Raw genomic sequence first — 18,137 nt, 5'->3', positions numbered from 1 at the left:
GATGCCTGAAACCCTGCCTGCGGAGGTCGCTGAGGCGACACCCGCAACATTACGTCGACGATCCCGCGGAGTCTTTGCGGGACGTGGCGGTGTATGGGTGATCGGTTTGTCGGTGCTGGTTTCATTACTGGCACTGCTACCGATCGCTTACGTTATTGGCGTGTCCCTGCAGACAGGCTGGTCAACCGTCGTGACCCTGGTGTTCCGCCCTCGGGTCGGTGAACTGTTGGTCAACACTGTGTTGCTGGTGCTGCTGACGATTCCCTTGTGCGTGGCGCTGGGGGTGACGCTGGCGTGGCTCACAGAACGCACGAATCTGCCGGGACGACGCTGGTGGTCGTTGCTGGCCACTGCACCGCTGGCAGTGCCTGCATTCGTTCACAGCTACGCCTGGGTCAGCCTGGTACCGCCGATCCACGGCTTGTTTGCCGGTGTCCTGGTCTCGGTCATCGCCTACTTCCCGTTCTTGTATTTGCCGGTGGCGGCCACCTTGCGCCGACTTGACCCGGCCATCGAGGACGTCGCCGAATCCATGGGGCTCAAACCCTGGAAAGTGTTTTTCCGCGTGGTGTTGCCGCAATTGCGTCTGGCGATCTGCGGCGGCGCCTTGCTGGTCGGTCTGCACCTGCTGGCCGAGTACGGCCTGTATGCCATGATCCGCTTCGACACCTTTACCACCGCGATTTTCGATCAGTTCAAGTCGACCTTCAACGGCGCAGCGGCGCACATGCTGGCCAGCGTGCTGGCGCTGTGTTGCCTGGCAATGTTGACGGCCGAATCCGCCGCCCGGGGTTCGGCACGTTACGCTCGCGTCGGTTCGGGAAGCGCGCGGGAGCAACGGGTGGTCGTCCTGAAAACCACTTCAACGCTGCTGGCGTTGGCCCTGCAAACCGTGACTTGCGCCCTGGCCCTGGGTGTTCCACTGATCACCCTGGGCAAATGGCTCATCGCCGGCGGTATGGAAGTCTGGAACATGGCCGAGCTGTTGCCCGCTCTGGAGCAAACCCTGCTGCTCGGCGTCGCCGGTGCGGCGCTGACCACCGGCGCGGCGATCCCGATTGCCTGGCTGTCGATCCGCTACCCCGGCCGAATGCAACGGGTGCTGGAAAGCTGCAACTACATCACCAGTTCCTTGCCCGGCATTATCGTGGCGCTGGCGCTGGTGACCGTCACGATCCATTTTGCCCGGCCGATTTACCAGACCACCTTCACCGTGCTGCTGGCGTATCTGCTGATGTTCTTGCCCCGCGCCCTGGTGAGCCTGCGCGCAGGCATTGCCCAGGCCCCGGTGGAGCTGGAAAACATCGCGCGCAGCCTTGGCCGCTCGCCAGCCCGGGCCCTGTGGCTGATCACCTTGCGCTTGGCCGCACCGGGGGCAGCCGCCGGCGCGGCGCTGGTGTTCCTGGCCATCACCAACGAACTGACCGCCACCCTGCTGCTGGCCCCTAACGGCACGCGCACGCTGGCAACCGGATTCTGGGCCATGACCAGCGAAATCGATTATGCCGCTGCTGCGCCCTACGCCTTATTGATGGTTGTGCTGTCGCTTCCGTTGACCGGACTTCTTTATCACCAATCGAAAAAAACGGCTGGCCGATGAACACTCTTGAATTGAATGCCCTCTACAAGTCCTATGGCGCCCATTGCGCTCTGGACAACGTCAGCCTGTCGGTGCCAAGCGGCAGTCGCACGGTCATCGTCGGCCCTTCAGGCTCAGGCAAGACCACGTTGCTGCGGATGATTGCCGGCTTCGAATTCCCCGATTCCGGGCGTCTTTCGCTCAATGGCCAGACCCTGGTCGATGGCACCCACGAAGTGCCGGCGCATCAGCGCCTGATCGGCTACGTGCCGCAGGACGGCGCCCTGTTTCCGCACATGACCGTGGCGGCGAACATCGGCTTCGGCTTGGCCACCAAAGGCACTGAAAAACAGCAGCGAGTCGCTGAACTGATGGACAGCGTGGCACTGGATGCGAAGATGGCCGAGCGTTGGCCTCACGAACTGTCCGGCGGCCAGCAACAGCGAGTGGCCCTGGCCCGGGCATTGGCGCAACAGCCACGGCTGATGCTGCTGGACGAGCCGTTCTCGGCGCTCGACACCGGATTGCGCGCCGCAATGCGCAAGATGGTTGCGCGGCTGCTGGAAGACGCAGGCGTCACTACCATTCTGGTCACCCATGACCAGAGTGAAGCGCTGTCGTTCGCCGACCAGTTGGCGGTGATGCGCCATGGCCGGCTGGTGCAGTCAGGCCATCCACTGGACCTGTACCGCTACCCCGAAGACGAACAGACCGCCCTGTTCCTGGGGGATGCCGTGGTCATGCCCGCGCGCATCGAGGCCGGTTGGGCCCACTGCGACCTGGGGCGGATCCCGGTCAACAACCACCGCAACAACAGCTCGGCGCAGATCATGCTGCGCCCCGAACAGCTGCAACTGGCCAGCATCCTGCCCAACGACCCGGAAGCCAGCGGTTGCCGGGCTGTAGTCACCGATCGGGACTTCAGCGGCAACACCTGCACGCTGACGGTGGAACTGCAGCCATTGACCCGCCGCGAGCAACCGGGTCGATCACTGCTGGTGCGCAGTTCAGGCATGTATGCGCCACCCGCCGGCAGCTCGGTTCAGGTCTCGACCATTGGCCACGCCCATGTGCTGAGCGAGATCTGATCGTTCACAGATCGAATCGATCCACTGCCCGACGGCGCTCGTTGTCGTCGCGCACATCGTAGTTGGCCGTGGTCTGGATATTGCTGTGGTGGGCCAGCTTCTGCGCAATCGACAGGTCATGCTCTTCGATCACCCGGGTTATGAACGAACGCCGGAAGTCGTGGGGCATGATTTTCACCCCGACCTGCGCGCCCCGTTGCCGGGCAATGTAGTAGATCGCATGTTTGGTGATGCGCTCACGGGTGATATGGCTGCCACGGCGGATGCGGTTGAACAGGAACGGGTCATCCGACTCTCCGTCCTTGAGCAACGAACGGCGCAGCTCAAGCCAGGCTTCCAGCTTGGCGAAGGCCCAGGCCGGGGCGTACTTGATCAACTGCTTGTTGCCCTTGGCAGTCACCCGCAGGCTGCGCTCGGCGAAATCGACCTGACTCAGCTCCAGGTTCACCGATTCGGACTTGCGCATCCCCGAGCCGTACAGAATCCCGATGATCGCGGCATCCCGCAGGCCTTGCGGCCTCGGATCCGCCGCGCAGACCGCCATCAGTTCCTGAATCAGCGTCCGCCTGAGATTGCGCCCCTGGGACAGCCGTGTACCGGCCATGCTCTTCACCGTACGCATCTTCAACAGATGTTCCTGAGAGATCAGGCTCATGCGCCACGCTTCGTTCATCACCCCGCGCACCGCGTTGACATACAGCGAGGACGTGTTGGGCGCATAACCATCGGAACGCAAAGTGGCCACGAGTGCGATCACGTCTTCGGGCTGCAAGTTGTGCCAGGGTATCTCCTCGATATCGTAATCTTCGAAGCCCAGGCGGTCGGCGGCATCCTGCAGCACGTAACGCATGGTCAGTTGGCTGGACGGCGCCAGTCGCGCCAGATACAGGGTCAGCGGATTGGTGAGGGATATGCGTGAATCAGTTACAGGTAAGTCAATCAAACGAAACGGCCTTGAATGTAAACAGTTCAATGAAACAACTAAACTAAGAGGTTAAATAACAATCATGTAAAAAACATTATTGCTGTGGGAATTCTCCTAAAAAACGCAATGAATGGAAGAAGTCTGAACAGCGCCTTAATAGCCTTCAGATAAAACGATTCCCCAACCGTTTTTTCATGTTCCTTTCACAAAATCGGGCATAACCTTCTGTAAAGTCGGCGCACCCCAATGGATGCCCAACCTGCCGGCCATGACGAGAGAAGTCAACTGACACGGTTTTTTCGCCTCCATCCAGTAACTAGTTGATTTGATGCAGATTCTGATTTAGCGTCTATGCTTATTTTTGGATCCTTCTTTAGCCTCAAAGGCTATTTACGTTTTCAGCCCCTGAGGTGCCTATGAGTCAGGCGTTTCTCCCTTTCTCCCGTCCCAGCATCGGCGACGAAGAAATCGCTGCCGTAGAGCAAGTATTGCGCTCCGGGTGGATCACTACCGGGCCGAAGAACCAGGCACTGGAAGAACACTTCGCCAACTACGTCGGTTGCCGGCATGCCGTGGCACTGTCCTCGGCCACCGGCGGGATGCATATCACCCTTCTGGCACTGGGCATTGGTCCCGGCGATCAAGTCATTACACCGTCGCAGACCTGGGTGTCCACCGCCAACATAATCACCCTGCTGGGTGCCACACCGGTGTTCGTCGACGTCGACCGCGATACGCTGATGACCGACGTGGCCAGTATCGAAGCAGCAATCACCCCGCGCACCAAAGCCATCATCCCGGTGCATTACGCCGGTGCGGCATTCGATCTTGATCCGCTCTACGCGCTGGCCGACAAACACGGTATTGCCGTGATCGAAGACGCCGCCCACGCCGCAGGTACTCTCTACAAAGGTCGTCACGTCGGCTCCAAAGGCACGGCGATCTTTTCGTTCCACGCGATCAAGAACATGACCTGCGCCGAAGGCGCGATGTTCGTCAGCGACGATGAAGCCCTGGCCTCGCGGGTACGCATGCTCAAGTTTCACGGGCTGGGGGTCGATGCCTACGACCGCCTGACCCACGGCCGCAAGCCCCAGGCCCAGGTGGTCGAGCCCGGCTTCAAGTACAACCTGGCCGACATCAACGCGGCCATCGCACTGGTACAACTGGAACGTCTGGACGAGATCAACGCCAGGCGCACTCAGCTGGCCCAGGCCTACCTGCAGCGCCTGGAAGGTTTGCCGGTACAACCGCTGACCGTCCCCGCCTATTCGCAAAAACATGCCTGGCACCTGTTCATCCTGCGCATCGACGCCGAGCAGTGCGGGCTGGATCGCGAAGCGTTCATGAAAGCCCTCCAGGAACAGAATATCGGCACCGGTATTCACTTCATTGCAACTCACCTGCACACTTACTACCGCCAGCGTTACCCCAACCTGTACCTGCCCAACACCGAATGGAATTCGGCGCGGCTGTGTTCGATCCCGTTGTTCCCCGACATGACCACCGATGATGTCGAGCGCGTTGTCGGTGCCATCGAAAACTGTATGGACAGAAGCCTTTGAGACCTTACCCAATCAATTTCGTTTCGATCGTCATTCCGGTCTACAACGAACAGGACAGCCTGCCTGAACTGCTCCGGCGCACCGAAGCCGCTTGCCAGCAGTTGCACCAGGCCTACGAAATCGTGCTGGTCGACGACGGCAGCCGCGACGACTCCGCGCAGATACTGGAGGACGCCGCCTCCCGCGAAGGCAGCCCGGTGGTGGCGGTGATCCTCAACCGCAACTACGGTCAGCACGCGGCGATCATGGCCGGTTTCGAACAGTGCAAGGGCGATGTCGTCATCACCCTCGATGCCGACCTGCAAAACCCGCCCGAAGAAATCCCGCGACTGATCGCACAGGCCGAACTTGGCTATGACGTCGTCGCGACGGTGCGCAACAACCGCCAGGACTCGGCCTTGCGCCGCTGGCCATCGAAACTGATCAACCTGGCCGTGCAACGTTCCACCGGCGTGGCCATGAGCGACTACGGCTGCATGCTTCGCGCTTACCGGCGCACTATCGTCGACGCCATGCTCGCCTGCCGTGAGCGCAGCACCTTCATTCCGATCCTGGCCAACAGCTTTGCCCGCCACACCACGGAAATCCTCGTGACCCACGCCGAGCGTGAACACGGCGATTCCAAGTACAGCCCCATGCGCCTGATCAACCTGATGTTCGACCTGGTCACCTGCATGACCACCACGCCTCTGCGACTGCTGAGCATCGTCGGCGTCGGCATGGCGGCCCTGGGCGTGCTGTTCGCCATGGCCTTGATCATGCTGCGCCTGGTGTTCGGCGCCGGCTGGGCCGGTGGCGGTACCTTCGTACTGTTCGCCGTGCTGTTCGTCTTCACCGGTGGCCAATTCATCGGCATGGGCCTGCTGGGTGAATACCTGGGCCGCATGTACAGCGACGTGCGCGCACGTCCGCGCTTCTTCATTGAAAAGGTGCTGCGTAGCCAGCCCGATTCCCCCGCTTCCGTTGTTACCGTCGACGGCCTTACTTCCACTTCTTCAGATCAGGTTCCTTCATGAGTGCAAAAGCTGTTGTCTTCGCCTATCACGATATTGGCTGCGCCGGCATCGAATCCCTGCTCGCCTCCGGTTTCCAGATTGCTGCGGTGTTCACCCACGCCGACGATCCGAAGGAGAACGCGTTCTACGGTTCCGTCGCACAGCTGTGCGCCCGCCACGGCATTGCCGTGCATGCACCGGAAGATGCCAACCATCCGTTGTGGATCGAGCGTATCGCCAAGCTCGACCCCGACTACATTTTCTCCTTCTACTACCGCAACCTGCTGAGCGAAACGCTGCTGGCCACGGCCCGTAAAGGCGCGTTCAACCTGCACGGTTCCCTGCTGCCACGCTACCGTGGTCGCGCACCGGCCAACTGGGTGCTGGTCAACGGCGAAACGGAAACCGGCGTGACCCTGCACCGCATGGTCAAGCGCGCCGATGCGGGCGCCATCGTCTCCCAGCAAAAGGTTGCGATCGAGCGCAGCGACACCGCCCTGAGCCTGCACGGCAAACTGCGCGTGGCGGCCGCTGACCTGCTTCGCGACACCTTGCCGGCGCTGCTGCAAGGCAAAGCCAGCGAAACACCGCAAGACGAATCCAAAGCCACGGTGTTCGGCCGTCGCACCCCGGCTGACGGCAAGCTGGTCTGGGCCAAACCGGCCGAAGAACTGTTCAACCTGGTCCGCGCCGTGACCCAGCCATACCCGGGCGCCTTCTGCGCGGTGGGCGAGCACAAGCTGATTGTCTGGAGCGCCGAAGTCGCCAAGGGCAACGAAGGTCTGGCGCCGGGCCGCGTCATCAGCGTCGATCCGCTGCGCATCGCCTGCGGTGAAGACTCGCTGATCATCAATGCCGGCCAGCGCAACGACAACGGCCTGTACCTGAGCGGCCCGCAACTGGCCAACGAACTGGGCCTGGTGGACGGTTCCGTGCTGCGCGGTGCCGAATCCGGTCGTGCCCCGCGTCGCACCCGCGTGCTGATCCTCGGTGTCAACGGCTTCATCGGCAACCACTTGTCCGAGCGCCTGCTGCGCGACGACCGCTACGAAGTCTACGGCCTGGATATCGGTTCGGACGCCATCGAGCGCCTGCGCAGCCACCCGAACTTCCACTTCGTCGAAGGCGACATCAGCATCCACTCCGAGTGGATCGAGTACCACATCAAGAAGTGCGACGTGGTGCTGCCGCTGGTGGCCATCGCGACGCCAATCGAATACACCCGTAACCCGCTGCGTGTATTCGAACTGGACTTCGAAGAGAACCTGAAACTGGTTCGCTACTGCGTCAAGTACAACAAGCGCGTGATCTTCCCGTCGACGTCGGAAGTCTATGGCATGTGCCAGGACCCTAACTTCGACGAAGACAGCTCCAACCTGGTGGTCGGTCCGATCAACAAACAGCGCTGGATCTACTCGGTCTCCAAGCAACTGCTGGACCGCGTGATCTGGGCTTATGGCCAGAAGGGTCTGAACTTCACCCTGTTCCGTCCGTTCAACTGGATGGGTCCACGCCTCGATCGCCTGGATTCTGCCCGTATCGGCAGCTCCCGCGCGATTACCCAGTTGATCCTGAACCTGGTGGAAGGGACGCCGATTCGCCTGTTCGACGGTGGCGAGCAAAAACGCTGCTTCACCGACATCGCCGACGGTGTGGAAGCGCTGGCACGGATCATCGACAACGACAACGATGTCTGCAACGGCCAGATCATCAACATCGGCAACCCGGAGAACGAGGCCAGCATCCGTCAGTTGGGCGAAGAGCTGCTGCGTCAGTTCGAAGCTCACCCGCTGCGCGCCAACTTCCCTCCGTTCGCCGGTTTCCGCGACATCGAAAGCAAGGCGTTCTACGGCACCGGTTACCAGGACGTGTCGCACCGCAAGCCAAGCATCGCCAACGCCAAGCGCCTGCTGGACTGGACGCCGACCGTGGAAATGAGCGAAACCATCGGCAACACCCTGGACTTCTTCCTGCGTGAAGCCATGCTCGAAATCGCGGACAAGCGCTGATGCAGGCTGGACTGCGGATCGATGTCGACACGTACCGGGGCACCCGTGAAGGGGTGCCCCGGCTGCTGGAAATCCTTGATGAAGCTCAGGTCAAGGCGACGTTCTTCTTCAGTGTCGGGCCGGACAACATGGGGCGCCACTTGTGGCGCCTCATCCGTCCACAGTTTCTCTGGAAAATGCTCCGTTCCAACGCAGCCGGCCTGTATGGCTGGGACATCCTGCTTGCCGGCACCGCATGGCCTGGAAAACCGATCGGCCGCGACCTGGGGCACTTGATGCGCCAGGCCCGGGATGCCGGGCATGAGGTTGGCCTGCACGCCTGGGATCACCATGGCTGGCAAGCCAACGCCGGCCGCTGGAGCGACGCACAACTGGTCGAACAGATACGCCGTGGCGTGGACACCCTCAGCGACATTCTCGGGGAAAAGATCACCTGCTCGGCGTCCGCCGGCTGGCGTGCCGACGAGCGCGTGATCGAAGCCAAGCAGGGTTTCGGCTTTCGCTACAACAGCGATTGTCGCGGCCTGAGCCTGTTCCAGCCACGATTGGCCGATGGTCGTCCGGGCGCGCCACAAATACCGGTGGACCTGCCGACCTTCGACGAAGTGGTCGGGCCGACCGTCGCCGCCAAGGATTTCAACTCGTTCATCCTGGACCGGTTCACCCCGGAAAAACTCAATGTCTACACGATCCATGCCGAGGTAGAAGGGATTCTGATGGCCAACGATTTCCGTCAACTGCTGAGTGATGCACATCAGCGGGACATCCGTTTTCAACCCTTGGGCGACTTGTTGCCCGAGGCCCCTGACAGTTTGCCGATCGGCCGCGTGGTACGCGGTGCGCTCGAAGGTCGCGAAGGCTGGCTGGGAGTGCAAGGCGCATGAGCAAACGCTGGGCTTTGCCGATATTGCTGGTCATGGTCGCGCTGGCCTACCTGCTGCCACTGGGCAGTCATGGCTTATGGATTCCTGACGAAACCCGCTACGCCCAGATCAGCCAGGGCATGCTCCTGAGCGGCAACTGGGTGTCGCCGCATTTCATGGACGTGCGCTATTTCGAAAAACCCGCGGCTGGCTACTGGATGATTGCCATCGGTCAGGCGCTGTTCGGCCAGAACCTCTTCGGGGTGCGTTTCGCCTCGGCACTGAGCACCGGCTTGAGTGTGTTGCTGTGCTACCTGGTCGCCCGCCGGATGTGGAACGAACCGCGCAAGAGTTTCGCCAGCGCACTGCTGTACATGAGTTTCTCGGTCATTGCCGCTTCGGCGGGGTATGCCAACCTCGATCCGCAATTCACGCTCTGGGTCAACCTGAGCCTGGTGGCCTTGTGGTTTGCACTGGACAGCGTCGGCCGCCGTCAACGCCTGATCGCCTGGGCGGTGCTGGGCCTGGCCTGCGGCATGGGGTTCATGACCAAGGGCTTCCTGGCCTGGTTGCTGCCAGTGTTGATCGCCCTGCCCTGGATGATCTGGCAAAAACGCTGGCGTGAACTGCTGGTCTACGGCCCGGTGGCGGTCGTGGTCGCCATTGCCGTCAGCTTGCCATGGGCCCTGGCCGTACACGCCCAGGAGCCTGACTACTGGCGGTTTTTCTTCTGGCATGAACATATCCGCCGTTTTGCCGGGGAGGATGCCCAGCACGATGCGCCATGGTGGTATTACCTGCCTCTGCTGGTGGCTTTCAGCATGCCGTGGGTTGCATTGCTGCCGCCGGCGTTCAAGCAAGCCTGGCAGACCCGACGCCAGTCCAATATCGCTTTCCTGTTGCTGTGGCTGTGGATGCCGTTGTTTTTCTTCAGCCTGAGCAAGGGCAAACTGCCTGCCTACATCCTGCCGTGCCTTTTACCTCTGGCGCTGTTGCTCGGCCATGCACTGGCCGATCGATTGAAGCTGGAGCAAGGTCGCGCCCTGGGCATCAACGGCCTGCTGAACCTGGTGGTAGGCGTGGTCACTCTGCTGGCCCTGGTTTATCTGCAACTGAAAAAGCCGATTTACAATCATGAACTGCACAACCTGGTGTTGGTGTTCATCGGCTTGATCGGCTGGATCATGGCCAACCTGCTGCAGGCCTTCCGCCCGCTGCAGTGCTGGGCAGCCCCGGCTTTTGGCAGCCTGTTGCTCATCGGTTTGGTGCCTGCCGGACTGCCCAATTCCGTAGTCGCCAACAAAACCCCTGACCAATTCATCCTCGATCACGCCCAGGAACTCGGCCAGAGCGCCAGGTTGTTGAGCAACGACCTCGGTGCCGCATCGGCGTTGTCGTGGCGGGTGAAACGGCCGGAAGTGGCTTTTTTCAACACGATAGGCGAATTGAAATATGGCCTTGCCTATCCTGATTCGCTCAAGCAGCGCGTCGGCCCCGACCAGGTGCAACAGTGGATGCACGATGCCCGCCAGCTTGGCTCGGTAGGCGTGGTCATGCGGGTCAAGGGCGAGGAAGAGCTGCGCGAACTTGATCAATTGCCCAAAGAGGGCAAGCGCTACGAACAAGGCAACCTGGTGATATTGATCATCCCTCAGGCGACGCTATGAGCCTGCTATTGCTACTGGTCGCCTGCCTGCTCACCTGCCTGGGCCAGATCGCCCAGAAATATGCGGTGGAAAGCTGGCGTGGCAAACCTTCCGGCTGGATGGAAAAACTGCGCTCGCCCTGGCTTTGGCTGGCCCTGGCCTCTTTGGGACTGGGCCTGCTGGTGTGGCTGCTGGTGCTGCAACGCCTGGAAGTCGGGATTGCCTACCCGATGCTCAGCCTGAACTTCGTGTTGATCACCCTGATTGCGCGTTTCGTGTTCCACGAAACCATCGACCGCCGCCACTGGCTGGGTGTAGCGCTGGTGATCGGTGGCGTGGCATTGCTGGGGCAACACGCATGAACCTGAGACGCGGTATTACCTTCGCACTGGGCAGCGTGTTGCTGGTCAGCGCCGCCCAATTGGGCATGCGCTGGAGCATGAGTCACCTGCCACAACCCGAACAATGGCTCACCGCTCACATCGACTTCACGGCCGTTGCCGTGGTGCTCGTGGCCATCTGCGCCTACGCCCTGTCGATGCTCTGCTGGCTCGCCGCCCTGCGGGACCTGCCCCTGGGTCGTGCCTACTCGTTGCTGAGCATCAGCTACGCGCTGGTGTACCTGCTGGCCGCCAGCCTGCCGCTGTTCAACGAAACGTTCAGCCTTACAAAAAGCCTTGGCGTGACATTGGTCATCCTCGGCGTCATTACCATCAATTCTCGACCTGCTCGTGCGCCTGAATTAAGGAGTGCCCCATGAAAATAAGTGTATTTGGTAGCGGTTATGTTGGCCTGGTGCAGGCTGCGGTACTGGCGGAAGTTGGCCACGACGTGGTCTGCATGGACGTTGACGAGCAAAAAGTCGAGCTGCTCAAACAGGGCCACGTGAGTATTTTCGAACCCGGGCTGGCCAGCCTGGTGCGCGAAGGCCTCGACGCCAAACGGTTGCAGTTCACCAGCGACGAAAAGTTCGCGGTACAACACGGACAGGTACTGTTCATCGCGGTCGGTACTCCGTCCCGGGACGACGGTTCAGCGGATTTGCGCTATGTGATGTCGGTGGGCGAAGCCGTGGCACGGCATCGCGAGCAACCGGCGATCCTGGTGGAAAAATCCACCGTTCCCGTCGGCACCGGCGACGCCTTGCGTGCACACATCGACAAATGCCTGCTCAATGCCGGGCGTGTCTTGCAGTTCGATATCGTCTCCAACCCGGAATTCTTGAAAGAAGGTTCGGCCGTTTCCGACTGCCGACGCCCGGACCGTATCGTCGTCGGCTGTGAACGCGATGAAGTACGTGAAGTGATGCGTGACCTGTACTCGCCTTTCAACCGCAATCATGAACGCATCATGTTCATGGACCTGCGCAGTGCCGAACTGACCAAATATGCCGCCAACTGCATGCTGGCGACCAAGATCAGCTTCATCAACCAGATCGCCGAGCTGGCCGAACACCTGGGGGCCGACATCGAATCGGTACGCCTGGGCATTGGGGCCGACTCGCGTATCGGCTACCACTTCATCTACCCCGGTTGCGGCTACGGTGGCTCATGCTTCCCCAAGGACATGCGCGCCCTGATCCACAGCGCCGAAGAGGCCCATTGCTCCAGCGACCTGCTGCAAGCGGTGGAAGCCATCAACGAGCGGCAGAAACACAAACTGTTCGACCGCATCAACGCGTTCTACAAGGGCGACTTGCGTGGCAGGACCTTTGCCTTGTGGGGCCTGGCGTTCAAGCCAAACACCGACGACATGCGCGATGCACCGAGCCGGGTGTTGCTGGAATCGTTGTGGGCTGCCGGGGCGAATGTCCGTGCGTTCGATCCGGAAGCCATGCAGGAAACCCAGAAGCTGTATCCCGATGAATCGAAACTGATGCTCATGGGTACGCCTGAGTCGGTCCTGTCCGGTGCCGATGCGCTGATCATCTGCACCGAATGGCAACAGTTCAAGGCGCCAGACTTCGAGCTGATCCAGCAGCGGCTCAATGCACCGGTGATCTTCGACGGTCGCAACCTGTACGACGCGGACCGCCTGGCACGCATCGGTTTCACCTACTTCCCGATCGGCCGGGGCGAATCGCGCAAATTGCCGATGCCTTACCAGCAATGGTCAGCCGAACCAGTAGTCGCCTGAACCTCATGATCCCTCACATCCGCCAACAGTCCCTCGCGCTGGGTCTGTTGGCGCTGTTGTTGTTCTGCGCCGGGATGTATCAGCAGGCGGCCATCGGTTTCGATTCGCGCTTCGTGCTGTTCGCCCAGGAGATGCTGCGCAATGGGCCGTCGTTTTTTCCGACGACCTATGGCCAGCCCTACGCAGACTATTCGGGACTTTCAACAATATTCATCTGGCTGCTTTCACTGCCGTTCGGCCGGGTCACCAGCCTGACCGCGTGGCTGCCGAGCGCCATCGCCGCAGCGGTCATCGTCACATTGATGTACCGCCTGCTGGCGCCCTACTCCACGCGTTGGGCATTACTGAGCATCGCCTTGATGCTGTTGACCAACACCTTCATCACGGAAACCCGCGCCGTTTCCCTCGACCTTATGCTGACGGCCGTCGCATTCAGCGTGTTCTACCTTGGCTATGCCGCCGATCACTTCGCAGCGCCGCGCCGCCAGGTTCTGATCTTTGCCTTGCTGATGCTGGGCTTCTGGATTCGTGGGCCAATCGGCCTGGTCATTCCTGCAGGGATACTCTGCAGCTATTTCCTGGTCGATCGCCAATGGCGACGACTGATTGTCTTCGGCTTGCTGGCATCGGCACTGCTGGCGATGTGCGTCGGGCTGTTGCTGTGGCTGGCGGACATCAGTGGCGGCCCGGCATTTTTGCAAGACGTGATTCGCATGCAGTTCATGGGGCGCATGGACGGCACCGAAGGTTCCAACGATTTGCTGTATTACTTCACCAGTTCGGTAGGTAATTACGCATTAGCGTGGCCCTTGGCGGTGCTGGCGCTGTTGGCGGTCGGAATCTCCGGCCGCCGGGAAACCGGCCCGGCATTGCGCCTGTTGCAATACTGCTTCGCCGCAGGGCTGATCGTGATGATTGGTCTCTCGATCCCCCAAGCGAAAAAAGCCCGCTACCTGCTGCCGATGCTGCCCATGGCGGCAATCATGGCGGCCTATCCGTTCTACGCCACACAGGGTCGATTGTTTGCCTGGCTGCGCAGGTTGATGCAGGGACTGTGGCTGCTGATCCCAGGGCTGCTGATCGTGACCTTGCTGGTTGTGCGACGAAAATTTCCCGATGAAGTGGCTCACCTCGCTTCGTTGTTCATTATTCTCGGTGTGCTGCAAGTGGTTGCTGTGACAGCTCTCAAGCAGCCCCGCTGGCGAACAGAGGCACTGGCCCTTTGCGCGGTCCTGGCACTCTGGTCGTTCTACATCCTGCAGTTCGAGCCAGTTCAACGACAGCTCTACGATACCCGGACCTTCAGCCGCGAGGCGTTTGAACAGGTGCAAGAAGACCCGGCACCGCTGGTGATGCACGGCATGGGCAAAGATGCGAAGGCCATCAAGTTCATGGTCAACATCCCACAGGAACTGCACCCGGTGTTCACCGACTCCCCTGGGGAACTTGAAACCCTGAAGGGCCCGGCGTGGGTGATGATGGGCCTGAATGCGTACGAGACATTGCAAGGCACGGCTATTGGTGCATTGCCGCCCGTACTTAGCGGGCGCTTCGACAACAATGATTTCGTGCTGCTGCACCTCAAGTAAACCCCGTGGCAACAATCGAATCGTCCGACTGTTAGAGTAGCGCCCATGATCGGGCTGATGCCGGCCCGATCGAATAAGGACATTCACGCCGTGACCACCTACTCCCCCCTCATCCGCCGCCTGCTGATCTGCTCGCTGACCATTGTCGTCAGCCGCGCCATCACCAGCCCGCTGCTCACGCTGTTCGTCAGTGACAAGCTTGGCCTCAACCAACAGGACGTTGGCTTGCTGCTCGGCATTGCAGTGTTCGTCGCCACCCTGCTCTCACTCTACGGCGGCTACATCATCGATCGCTTCGAAAAACGCCGATTGCTTGTTCTCTCGATGGCGTCCAGTGCTATCGGCCTGGTGTTGCTGACCTTTGCTGAAAACCTCTACCTGACAACGATCACCCTGATCGTCACCGAAACCGCCTCATCACTGTTCCTGATCGGTTCGAAAGCGATCCTCAGCGACAACCTTGAGGTGGGCCAGCGCGCCAAGGCGTTTTCCCTCAGCTATACGCTGACCAACATTGGCTACGCGGTCGGGCCGATGCTCGGTGTGCTGATCGCCGGCGCCTTTGCCAGTGCGCCGTTCCTGATCGCTGCGGCCATCGCTTTTTTCAGTATGTTCCTGATGACTGGCATTCCCGGAAACCCGGCCAGTGTTTCCCTGGCCGGTCAAGCGCAGAGTTTTCTCAAAACCCTGATCACCCTGAAAAACGACCGCACCCTGATCACGTTCACCGCCGGTTGCCTGCTCAGCACGGTGGTGCACGGGCGATTCACGTTTTACCTGTCGCAGTACCTGCTGGTGATCAGCAATTCCCGTCACACCATGGAAATCATGGCCGCCCTGCTCGCCTGCAACGCCATCAGCGTGATCTTGTTGCAATACCAGATCGGGCGCTTTCTCAAGCGCGAGCAACTGCGCCAATGGATTATTGCCGGCACCGGCCTGTTCATCCTCGGGCTGATCGGCTTCAGCCTGGCAGACAGCCTGGTGAGCTGGTGCGTGGCGATGTTTATCTTCACTCTCGGTGAAATCATCATTTACCCGGCCGAGTTTCTCTTCGTCGACACCCTGGCTCCGGAAGAACTGCGCGGCAGCTATTACGGCGCACAAAACCTCGCTGCGCTTGGCGGCGCGTTGAGCCCGATGATTTGCGGCTTCATGTTGATGCACACCCCTGCACCGACGATGTTTTATGCCTTGAGTGCACTGGCTGCCGTGGGTGGTTTGCTGTGCTACGTAAGCGGCCGATGGAGTCATTCAAAGCAAAATTAATGCACTGAAAGCTCATTAATATGAATTTGTCAGTAGCATGATTGAACGGCACACTGTGCGCATTCCTCCCCCAACAGTTGGAACACCTTCAAGGGCTTTCTGGTTATCCCAGCCAAGCCCTTTTTTTTGCCTCGCTTTTTTCTGCCGGAGTGTTTCTCGAAATGCTTGCTCGCTGGTTGCCTGCTGCCATCAACACCCGCCCCACCGAATGGAGCCGCGCCGCCATTGGCATGGCCTTGGGAACGCTGTTCAGCGTGTGGCTCTGTGCCCAGGTGTTCGGCATTGAGGTGGCCCAGCACCTGATCGGCCCGCTGGGGGCGTCGGCGGTGTTGCTGTTTGCCGTGTCTTCGGGCGCGCTCGCCCAACCCTGGTCGATTCTGGGCGGCTACCTGAGTGCCGGGGTGATTGCGTTACTGGTGGCCCACGTGCTGGGCCGAACCCTCGGTAGCGCTTGCCTGGCCGCGGGCATGGCGCTGATCCTGATGTGCTGGCTGCGGTGCCTGCATCCACCAGCCGGAGCATTGGCTCTGACCCTGGTACTGGCCGATCCGGCCACCATTGCCATGGGCTGGAAAGCCATTGAACCGGTAATGCTAAGCGCAGCGACAATGCTGATCTGCGCCCTGGCCTACAACAACCTGACCCGCATTCGTTACCCAAAAAGTGCCAGCGAACCGGTGATCATGATCCCCGCCGATCACCCGCCGGTCGACCGTCAGGCCATCACCGCCGAAGACCTGAAACTGGCGTTGGCCGATATGGAAGCGTTCTATGACGTCACACCCGAGGACCTCGAACAGCTGATCCAGGCCAGCCAACTGCACGCCAAACGCCGCAGCGTTGGCGAGGTGCTCGCGCCACGACTGTAAGCCACTGTTTTTGAGGTTCTTTTGCCGTGGCCGGGCGGTTCTGGCATCCTGCGCCTCCATTTTCTGACCCGGCCCGCCTTCTGGCACGCAAACCACCATGACCGCCTCCGAAAAAGCCCCTGTCCCACGCCACAACGATCTGATTTACGGCCTCGATGACCGCCCGCACCTGACTGCCACCGTCTTCGCCGCCCTGCAACATGTGCTGGCGAGTTTCGTCGGCATCATCACCCCGACGCTGATCATGGGTAGCGCCCTGGGGCTGCAAAGCGAAATCCCTTATCTGATCAGCATGGCGCTGTTCGTCTCCGGCCTGGGTACCTTCGTACAGGCGCGGCGATTTGGCCCGGTGGGCTCCGGCCTGTTGTGCCTGCAAGGCACTAGCTTCTCGTTCATCAGTGTGATTCTCAGTGCCGGCTTCATGGTCAAGGCACGGGGCGGCGGCACCGACGAGATTCTCTCGACCATCTTCGGTGTGTGTTTTTTTGCCGCGTTCATTGAAGTGGTGTTGAGCCAGTTCATCGGCAAACTGCGCATGCTGATCACCCCGGTGGTGACCGGAACGATCATCACGCTGATGGGGTTGTCACTGATCAAGGTGGCCATGACTGACATCGCGGGAGGCTTCGGCGCCCCGGACCTGGGGGCTGCCAGTCACCTGGCCCTGGCGGCGCTGGTGCTGGGAACCATCGTGGTATTGAACCGGGTAGACGTGCCGTTTCTACGCCTCGGAGCAATCGTCATCGGCCTGACCCTGGGCTACGTGGTGGCATGGCTCATGGGGCAAGTGGACTTCAACAGCCTGCCCGACGTCCCGCTGGTGAGTGTACCGGTACCATTCAAGTACGGGTTCGCCTTCGATTGGGTGGCGTTCATTCCGGTGGCGGTGATTTTCCTCGTTTCACCGCTGGAGGCCGCCGGTGACCTCACGGCCAACTCGATGATCTCCCGGCAACCGGTGAAAGGCCCGGTGTACATTCGCCGGATCAAGTCCGGCCTGCTCGCCGACGGCCTCAACTCGGCCATGGCGGCGGTGTTCAACAGCATGCCGATGGTGACCTTCGCCCAGAACAACGGGGTGATCCAGCTCACGGGCGTGGCCAGTCGCTACGTGGCGTTTTTCATTGCCGGCCTGCTGGTGGTGCTCGGTCTGTTCCCGATGATCGGAGCCGTGCTGCAGTTGATGCCGAAGCCGGTGCTGGGTGGCGCTGAGCTGGTGATGTTCGGCACCGTCGCCGTGGCCGGGATCAAGATCCTCGCCGAGGCCGGCTTGCATCGACGCAACATGCTGATCGTGGCGATTTCACTCGGCATGGGCCTGGGTGTGGCCGCCGTGCCGGAAGTCTTGCGTGAACTGCCCAAGGCCCTGCACAACATTTTCGAATCGCCCATCACCGTCGGTGCGCTGTGCGCTATCGTTCTTAATATCTTCCTGCCCGAGGAGTTCATCGACCTGGAGGAAGACGAATTCGATCCGGAGGCCTCCGTGCTTCAGGTGATGCAGAACCCCGATGTGACCGCCAGGGATGAACCCGCAAAGGCTGCGGTGGTCGCACAGTCAAACCGCTAGACGGGCTCGAAGGCTGAGCCGCTGGCGGCTCAGC

Annotated in this window: 15 protein-coding genes; 14 read left to right on the top strand and 1 reads right to left on the bottom strand. The window is 60.7% G+C overall.

Annotated features, from left to right (window positions below; genetic code table 11):
* Position 1 precedes the first annotated feature (1 nt).
* Together CAF65_RS03095 and CAF65_RS03090 are read left to right on the top strand one after the other, a co-directional pair.
* Positions 2 to 1,600, top strand: coding sequence for an iron ABC transporter permease (locus CAF65_RS03095; protein WP_085714967.1), 1,599 nt, complete (start codon positions 2 to 4; stop codon positions 1,598 to 1,600).
* Positions 1,597 to 2,667, top strand: coding sequence for an ABC transporter ATP-binding protein (locus CAF65_RS03090; protein ID WP_085714966.1), 1,071 nt, complete (start codon positions 1,597 to 1,599; stop codon positions 2,665 to 2,667). Before CAF65_RS03095 ends, CAF65_RS03090 begins: the two co-directional genes overlap by 4 nt.
* Positions 2,668 to 2,671: 4 nt before the next feature.
* On the opposite strand, the gene xerC is transcribed toward CAF65_RS03090, so the two are convergent.
* Positions 2,672 to 3,610, bottom strand: coding sequence for a tyrosine recombinase XerC (gene xerC, locus CAF65_RS03085; protein WP_085714965.1), 939 nt, complete (start codon positions 3,608 to 3,610; stop codon positions 2,672 to 2,674).
* A gap of 398 nt (positions 3,611 to 4,008) precedes the next feature.
* On the opposite strand from xerC, the gene arnB reads away from it, so the two are divergent.
* The 12 genes from arnB (at position 4,009) to CAF65_RS03025 (ending at position 18,103) form a co-directional block, all read left to right on the top strand.
* Positions 4,009 to 5,157, top strand: a complete 1,149-nt coding sequence (gene arnB / locus CAF65_RS03080) for a UDP-4-amino-4-deoxy-L-arabinose aminotransferase (protein ID WP_085714964.1) — start codon at positions 4,009 to 4,011, stop codon at positions 5,155 to 5,157.
* Complete coding sequence (gene arnC / locus CAF65_RS03075) at positions 5,154 to 6,173, top strand: undecaprenyl-phosphate 4-deoxy-4-formamido-L-arabinose transferase (RefSeq protein WP_085714963.1); 1,020 nt, start codon at positions 5,154 to 5,156, stop codon at positions 6,171 to 6,173. Before arnB ends, arnC begins: the two co-directional genes overlap by 4 nt.
* Positions 6,170 to 8,161 (top strand): bifunctional UDP-4-amino-4-deoxy-L-arabinose formyltransferase/UDP-glucuronic acid oxidase ArnA, encoded by a 1,992-nt coding sequence (arnA, locus tag CAF65_RS03070; RefSeq protein WP_085714962.1) that lies wholly within the window; start codon positions 6,170 to 6,172, stop codon positions 8,159 to 8,161. Before arnC ends, arnA begins: the two co-directional genes overlap by 4 nt.
* On the top strand, positions 8,161 to 9,045 hold the full coding sequence (gene arnD, locus CAF65_RS03065) for a 4-deoxy-4-formamido-L-arabinose-phosphoundecaprenol deformylase (protein WP_085714961.1): 885 nt from the start codon (positions 8,161 to 8,163) through the stop codon (positions 9,043 to 9,045). The genes arnA and arnD overlap by 1 nt, the downstream gene beginning before the upstream one ends.
* A complete protein-coding gene (gene arnT / locus CAF65_RS03060; RefSeq protein ID WP_085714960.1) occupies positions 9,042 to 10,691 on the top strand; it encodes a lipid IV(A) 4-amino-4-deoxy-L-arabinosyltransferase in 1,650 nt (549 codons plus the stop codon). Before arnD ends, arnT begins: the two co-directional genes overlap by 4 nt.
* A complete protein-coding gene (gene arnE, locus CAF65_RS03055; protein WP_085714959.1) occupies positions 10,688 to 11,032 on the top strand; it encodes a 4-amino-4-deoxy-L-arabinose-phosphoundecaprenol flippase subunit ArnE in 345 nt (114 codons plus the stop codon). The genes arnT and arnE overlap by 4 nt, the downstream gene beginning before the upstream one ends.
* Positions 11,029 to 11,430, top strand: a complete 402-nt coding sequence (arnF, locus tag CAF65_RS03050; protein WP_085714958.1) for a 4-amino-4-deoxy-L-arabinose-phosphoundecaprenol flippase subunit ArnF — start codon at positions 11,029 to 11,031, stop codon at positions 11,428 to 11,430. Before arnE ends, arnF begins: the two co-directional genes overlap by 4 nt.
* On the top strand, positions 11,427 to 12,806 hold the full coding sequence (locus CAF65_RS03045; protein ID WP_085714957.1) for a UDP-glucose/GDP-mannose dehydrogenase family protein: 1,380 nt from the start codon (positions 11,427 to 11,429) through the stop codon (positions 12,804 to 12,806). The genes arnF and CAF65_RS03045 overlap by 4 nt, the downstream gene beginning before the upstream one ends.
* Positions 12,779 to 14,395, top strand: coding sequence for a glycosyltransferase family 39 protein (locus CAF65_RS03040; RefSeq protein ID WP_085714956.1), 1,617 nt, complete (start codon positions 12,779 to 12,781; stop codon positions 14,393 to 14,395). Before CAF65_RS03045 ends, CAF65_RS03040 begins: the two co-directional genes overlap by 28 nt.
* A 90-nt stretch (positions 14,396 to 14,485) precedes the next feature.
* A complete protein-coding gene (locus CAF65_RS03035; protein ID WP_085715232.1) occupies positions 14,486 to 15,664 on the top strand; it encodes an MFS transporter in 1,179 nt (392 codons plus the stop codon).
* A gap of 161 nt (positions 15,665 to 15,825) precedes the next feature.
* A complete protein-coding gene (locus tag CAF65_RS03030; protein ID WP_085714955.1) occupies positions 15,826 to 16,533 on the top strand; it encodes an HPP family protein in 708 nt (235 codons plus the stop codon).
* A 97-nt stretch (positions 16,534 to 16,630) separates the two neighbouring features.
* On the top strand, positions 16,631 to 18,103 hold the full coding sequence (locus CAF65_RS03025; protein WP_085714954.1) for a nucleobase:cation symporter-2 family protein: 1,473 nt from the start codon (positions 16,631 to 16,633) through the stop codon (positions 18,101 to 18,103).
* Positions 18,104 to 18,137: the final 34 nt, after the last annotated feature.

Origin of the sequence: Pseudomonas sp. B28(2017), assembly GCF_002113025.1 — a bacterium.
Taxonomy (GTDB): Bacteria; Pseudomonadota; Gammaproteobacteria; order Pseudomonadales; family Pseudomonadaceae; genus Aquipseudomonas.
The sequence above is the reverse complement of the archived record's forward strand: the minus strand, read 5'-3'. Positions and strand labels throughout refer to the sequence as shown.

Coding starts and splice junctions, on each gene's coding strand:
- arnA (WP_085714962.1), top strand. CDS start 6,170: ATGAGTGCAAAAGCTGTTGTCTTCGCCTATCACGATATTGGCTGCGCC.
- arnE (WP_085714959.1), top strand. CDS start 10,688: ATGAGCCTGCTATTGCTACTGGTCGCCTGCCTGCTCACCTGCCTGGGC.
- CAF65_RS03095 (WP_085714967.1), top strand. CDS start 2: ATGCCTGAAACCCTGCCTGCGGAGGTCGCTGAGGCGACACCCGCAACA.
- arnT (WP_085714960.1), top strand. CDS start 9,042: ATGAGCAAACGCTGGGCTTTGCCGATATTGCTGGTCATGGTCGCGCTG.
- CAF65_RS03030 (WP_085714955.1), top strand. CDS start 15,826: ATGCTTGCTCGCTGGTTGCCTGCTGCCATCAACACCCGCCCCACCGAA.
- CAF65_RS03040 (WP_085714956.1), top strand. CDS start 12,779: ATGGTCAGCCGAACCAGTAGTCGCCTGAACCTCATGATCCCTCACATC.
- CAF65_RS03090 (WP_085714966.1), top strand. CDS start 1,597: ATGAACACTCTTGAATTGAATGCCCTCTACAAGTCCTATGGCGCCCAT.
- arnD (WP_085714961.1), top strand. CDS start 8,161: ATGCAGGCTGGACTGCGGATCGATGTCGACACGTACCGGGGCACCCGT.
- arnF (WP_085714958.1), top strand. CDS start 11,029: ATGAACCTGAGACGCGGTATTACCTTCGCACTGGGCAGCGTGTTGCTG.
- arnB (WP_085714964.1), top strand. CDS start 4,009: ATGAGTCAGGCGTTTCTCCCTTTCTCCCGTCCCAGCATCGGCGACGAA.
- CAF65_RS03045 (WP_085714957.1), top strand. CDS start 11,427: ATGAAAATAAGTGTATTTGGTAGCGGTTATGTTGGCCTGGTGCAGGCT.
- CAF65_RS03025 (WP_085714954.1), top strand. CDS start 16,631: ATGACCGCCTCCGAAAAAGCCCCTGTCCCACGCCACAACGATCTGATT.